The following is a 5,641-nucleotide window of genomic DNA, read 5'->3' on the forward strand; positions in this document are numbered from 1 at the left end:
CTGCAACATTCTGGGCGTTGCCAAAGCCGTCAACAACGGCATCGTTCCTGGTCCCCGCATCTACCCCAGCGGTGCGTTCCTCAGCCAGACGGGCGGGCATGCGGACACGGGCTCATTCAACGATGTTCCTGGTGACGTGGACGATCTTGAAGCCCATATGTTCGGGTTTATCGCGGATGGCGTCCCCGAAGTAATACGGGCTGCGCGTCACAATCTTCGGGCAGGTGCTACCCAGATTAAGGTCATGGCTGGTGGAGGCGTTGCCAGCGAATTTGATCCTTTGCACACGACCCAGTACTCCCTTGAAGAACTGAAAGCGATCGTCGGTGTAGCCGAAGACTACGGTACCTATGTGCTGGTGCACGCCTATCATGACCGTTCAGTCAATCGGGCCATTGATGCTGGCGTCCGTGTGATCGATCACAATTTTCTGGTTTCGGAGAAGACCATCATGCGCATGAAGGAAGAAGGTGTCGCGCTTTCGGTTCAGGCTGTTCAGTCGCTGGAGGCTTTTGGCGATCCTGAGAGCATCACCTTCTTTAATGCGGATCAGAAAGCCAAGGCGGCGCAGGTGAATGCGGGTGCCCAACAAATGATGGAATGGGCGGTCAAGCACGGGCTGCTTATGGTCACAGGCGGCGATATGTTCGGTCCCGACGTGGTGCGTCAGGCCGATAACATCATCTGGTTCAACGAAAAGGTTGCCAAAGATCCTCACTTGTCTCTGAAGACGGCAACCAGCAATGCCGCCGAGGTTCTTACCTGGACGGGTGGCATGAACCCTTACAAGGAAGGCACTCTGGGCACGATCGCCGAAGGCGGCTATGCCGACATCATCCTCATCGATGGCAACCCGCTGGAGGACATCCATTCGCTCAAGCGGGACAAGGTTGATTTCGTGATGAAGGACGGCGTGGTCTACAAGAACTGGCTGCCGGACGAGAACGCCCCTGCTTTCCGGCCAGCGCAGCCGAGCCGGGAAGCATATTTCGGTAATCTTTGACGCGGCTGCAAAGCCATCCTCGCCCCTCGCCCAATCATGTTGAAGGAGGGGATATGCGATCTTGAGTGGGCCAAGGCTGCCGATAACTAAGTCGGCTTTGGGTCATTAGCTGACATCGGAACGCGACTTATGGACGACCGCTTTGCATCCGAAAGCAGACATCCTAAGCCTCGGCTTCGAGGTCTGCTTTGTGCCAAAAGCCGACATCGACCGGGAGATCGAGGAGGCACCGTCAAGCGGCGACACCATGCCTTGCATAATAGGCTTTGACACCTGGATCATTCATAACCCGCTCATGGTGTTCAACGAGTTTGGGCGCAATACGATCTGGCAGGTCGGTCGGCACATAGTCGAGCACGCCAGATTTGAGCTGCCGGATCAACATGGCAACCTTGAGGTCTGCCACGGTCAAGCGATTAGCAGCAAAGTACTGGCCTCTTTGAGCTTCGAGCCTTCGTTGAAGGCGTGTGAGATAGAACGGGATCGGCCCTTCTGCCAATGCTTGGCGCCGCGTCTTCTTCTCCTCCTCTGGGAGAAACATGGTCGTCACGATCTCGCTTACGACGTCCTCCACGGCGTCCATTGCCTCATCGCACAGTGCGGCCTGCCAGGGATCGGACGGATACAGATCTGCGAGCCTGCCCACATAGCGATTGATCGCGTTCGACTGCGAAAGGGTCTGTCCATCCACTTCAAGCACGGGCAAGGCGCCAAACGGGGTGGCTTCCTTGCGCCGTTCCCAGTCGGCGAACGCGACGCGATCGTCTTCGAACGGGAGTCCACCGATCGAGAGGGCAAGCCTTGCGGGCTCACCGCGACCACCATGAAAGTCAAAATAAGTAAGCTTTAGGTCGGCCATGACTGCTCCTCGCAACGTTTCCTCATTGTGATGCCTTAAGAATGAGGTCCGCCGCTTCGCGAGGCTTCTCAAGGCAAGAAAAGTGACTTGTCCTCTCCAAGGTGATCGATCACGCATTGTGCGGACATTGAGTTCTTGGGTCCGGGGCGTTCCGCTATGCCCCCAAAAGGGGACGTTATGTGGGCCCGCTCCAGGGGTCCGCTAAGTGCCAGAAGCGGATACGGTGGGCCCCAGCCAGTGGTCATGGGGGCAGGGAGCTATCAAGTCTTGCGTGCGCCTGGGTGAAGGCTCTTGCCCAGGATGTGATCGCTCGCATGCACGACGTGGGAGCCGTTGCCCACAATCAACGGATCGGGACTGTGTACGACTTGCAGATTCTTGTCCGGATAGGGCAATGACCACAGAAAATGCTGCATGCAGTTGAGGCGAGCCCTCTTCTTATCGTCAGACTTAACGATGGTCCACGGTGCGTCGGCGGTGTCTGTATAGAAGAACATCGCTTCCTTGGCCTCGGTGTATTCGTCCCACTGCTGTAGCGACGCCACGTCGATGGGCGAGAGCTTCCACTGTTTAAGCGGATCGATCTCCCTGGACTTGAAGCGCCGCAGCTGCTCGTCGCGGGTGATCGAGAACCAGTATTTGAATAGCTTGATGCCGCTCCGGGTCAGCATGCGCTCGACTTCAGGGGTCTGACGCATGAACTCCAGATACTCGTTTGGTGAGCAAAAGCCCATCACTCGCTCGACCCCGGCTCGGTTGTACCAGGAGCGGTCAAACAGGACGATCTCGCCGGCGGTGGGCAAGTTCTTAATGTAGCGCTGGAAGTACCACTGCCCGCGCTCTTCCTCGCTCGGTTTCTCTAAGGCCACGACCTGCGCTCCGCGCGGATTCATGTGTTCCATAAAACGCTTTATGGTGCCGCCCTTGCCGGCCGCATCGCGGCCTTCGAAGATCACCACGATCTTAACCCCGGCCTCCTTGACCCAGCGCTGCACCTTGAGCAGTTCCGCTTGTAGCTTCGCCTTCCGCTTCTCGTAGGCGGCGGTACCCATCTTACTGTGGTACGGATACTCACCGGTTTCAAAAGCGCGACGGACCACTTCCGGGTCATGGCGCATTTCGGCCAGACGATGGTGCGCCTGCGGCCCAGTCTCCAAGCCCGGCTCTGGTGCAGCCTTTTCGGAAAAGACCTCCGCCAGCTTGACGGGAGTATCGGACGGCTTTCCTGCGGCTCCACCTGGATTTTTTCTAAGCATGCGAAATCTTCTCCGATTCTCGGACATTCGCCACTTGTCATCGACACGCCCCCGGATTGGTCGACACGACCTCGGCCACCCGGCAGCTGTTACGGACGAGTGAGGGACATAGATACCCTCCACCAGCGCCGTGCGGCATACTGTGGAACCAGTACTGGTTGCACACAAACCCAACTGCGCTTTGATAATCATCAAAGAACTGGCCGAAAAAACGGTTTCGCGACCAACAGTCCCACTCGTGACCTCGGAAATTGATTAGCCGTACCTGCTGAGGTTCTGACGGTCGGTTACAGTTGTTCTGCAGAAGTGGTCCGCTTTGGGTCATTAGCAGACATCAGAACGCGACCTAGCCACGTCCGCTTTACACCCTAAAGCAGACATACTTGGCTTCGCCATTGAGGTCCGCTAAGTGCCAAAAGCAGACATTTCCATCAGCCGATGAAAGGCCATCTGGCACAACCCACGCGGTTCAACGACGACATGGCGCGACGCTGTGCGTTGGTGATTCCAATTGTATCGAAAACCCACGTGCGGGGTTAAAAGCAGACATCGTCAGCTCAGGCATCGAGGTCGGCTAAGTGCCAAAAGCGGCACATAGGCGCTCGGCACAAATCAGTCTAACGCTCTTACCAGAAGGCATGCGGTACGAAATTCCGCCTTTGTCTTCCCTGTGTTGGGCTTAACCATGGGAGGTTTGTCTGTCGACGTTGCGTTGTTGGTTCTGGCTTTGACCTTGCCTCCGGCCGCTCAGCAACAGGCCTTAGCACCGCTGGTACTGTCTTGGCTGCCCCCACTTCTGCCGGGGCCTCAGCCACTACCGTTTGACCAACGCGCGGAGGTTTTACTCGATCTGCAACCGCAGGCGTGGCTTTGTTACGTTGCACTTCCCGAGCTTCAACTGCTGCGGCTGGCTTCGGTTTGGTTCCATTGCATTCTGGACAATAGAACACATGCCTACCAATCGGCCGTCCGTCACTGTCTGCCCAAGAGGGCAAGGAATCCCCTCGCCTTTCTCGAACGATTACTGGGTTGAGGAAGTGTGTCGCGCCTGCCGTCGGGTCTGGAATGTGTCCGGCCAACACAGCGTCTGCGATCTCAGCGGCTTCCAGGTAGCGCGGATCGGTCCGAGAGAGTCCCTCTATCTCATTTTTGCGAGTCATCCAGGGTTCGAATTGCCAGGGAGACGTGACGACGTCCGCGATCTTACGACCCCATCTACCACTGCTTTTTCGATTAAGGATCGCGTGGGCGACTGCGAACTTGCCAATCTCGGTCTCGCCCGATGCCTCAAAAACCAACGTCCTGATTAGGTAATCGCGTCCATCCGGACCCGGACTCGAAGCGATCATGACTAATTGGGCAATGTCCTCTGGAAACGCCGGCAGAGCCTGCGGCAAACCCGTGTAAGGGATAACGGTTATACCTGGCGCCGCCGGCAAAGGATACGCCAAGAACAGCAGACCGGATATATCTTTGGCAAATGTAGGTAGGGGCTCACGGGGCTCTCTCGGTAGTATGTTGAAACCCCGGGCTGGATAGAGAGACGCTTCGGACGCCACGGCAATGGCCTGCTGGGCGCCCCTCGTATTGGCATTAGCTCCTACCGGCAACACGCCACGATACGGATCGGATTGTCCCGCGCGGACAAACAAGGAAATGACAAGAGCGGTAGCCAGGACGCCAATGACTGCGTTGGTGAGGTAGTCCATGCGTTGCATCCAGCTTATAAGCATGGAGGAAAAACCATTCGGCGAGCTTCTAGGGGCCGCTTTTTTTTCGTTTCGGTGCCCTCGATGCCGATTTACTTTCCTATCCCGCTGGCGCAGTTCTTCATTTTTCTCTTGTTGAAAAAGAGCCTCGGCTGGCTGCCTTCGAAACCAAACGCGTTGACGTTTTGGGATTTCAAAAGAACTCTTCGTCCTAACGCGCTTCTCGATCTGTTCAGCGCTTGTATGATCTTCATGTAGATTCCGGATGGCTTGATGAGAGTGCGCGGCGACACTATCCGGAGATGGATTCCGAAGAAGTTGTCGGAGACGTGCGCGTCTTTGTGCCGACGTGACGTTTCTCTGGGTCGCGGGTCGAGAGGGCAACCCGCGCTTTGGTAAATCGACTAAAGGCGGACTATCTGCGGGAACTCGGTGTTCCTCGAGATCCTGACGTGCTGTGGCGACGACGTCTACTGAGCATGTCAAGATCCCATTTATTCTCTCGATGTCCGCATCATTAATCTGACTCAGACCGTCTGACATGCAAAACTCTCCGCATCAATGACACGTTGTACTGGAAGCGGCGAGCGATCGCACAATTACCATCGCGCGAACAAAGCTATTTTGATGTGTTGGACTAAGCGAGACCTACAGTGGTTTATGGTTAACGGCATTCGAGCATGCTCCTTCGCGAAAAGACGACGGTTCGTCGGGGTCCAACAGGAGTGTTGATGGGATTCTGGAGGTCAGGGGATCACAAAAAGGCCTCGGCGGCGGTTTAACTTCACCTTCACGCCAGAAAGGCAAGATGGTC

5 protein-coding genes are annotated in these 5,641 nt (G+C 56.2%); 2 read left to right on the forward strand and 3 right to left on the reverse strand.

All coding sequences use genetic code 11. From position 1 onward, the window contains the following. The coding region (locus AC221Y_RS19470) for an amidohydrolase family protein (protein ID WP_486708093.1) at positions 1 to 1,003 on the forward strand (1,003 nt) is incomplete at its 5' end. Positions 1,004 to 1,235: 232 nt separating this feature from the next. On the opposite strand, the gene AC221Y_RS19475 is transcribed toward AC221Y_RS19470, so the two are convergent. From AC221Y_RS19475 to AC221Y_RS19485, 3 genes are all read right to left on the reverse strand, one after another. Next, positions 1,236 to 1,862 carry a glutathione S-transferase gene (locus tag AC221Y_RS19475; RefSeq protein ID WP_486708094.1) on the reverse strand — a complete coding sequence of 209 codons (627 nt, stop codon included), beginning with the start codon at positions 1,860 to 1,862 and terminating at the stop codon, positions 1,236 to 1,238. A 260-nt stretch (positions 1,863 to 2,122) separates the two neighbouring features. Beyond that, positions 2,123 to 3,118 (reverse strand): polyphosphate kinase 2, encoded by a 996-nt coding sequence (gene ppk2 / locus AC221Y_RS19480; protein ID WP_486708095.1) that lies wholly within the window; start codon positions 3,116 to 3,118, stop codon positions 2,123 to 2,125. Positions 3,119 to 3,744: 626 nt separating this feature from the next. Beyond that, positions 3,745 to 4,851, reverse strand: a complete 1,107-nt coding sequence (locus AC221Y_RS19485) for a cell wall hydrolase (RefSeq protein WP_486708096.1) — start codon at positions 4,849 to 4,851, stop codon at positions 3,745 to 3,747. Between AC221Y_RS19485 and AC221Y_RS19490 the strand changes: the two genes are divergently transcribed. Then, positions 4,750 to 5,085 (forward strand): hypothetical protein, encoded by a 336-nt coding sequence (locus tag AC221Y_RS19490; protein WP_486708097.1) that lies wholly within the window; start codon positions 4,750 to 4,752, stop codon positions 5,083 to 5,085. The two genes, AC221Y_RS19485 and AC221Y_RS19490, sit on opposite strands and share 102 nt — an antisense overlap. The last annotated feature ends 556 nt before the right edge of the window (positions 5,086 to 5,641 follow it).

This window comes from Boseongicola sp. (genome assembly GCF_057460485.1).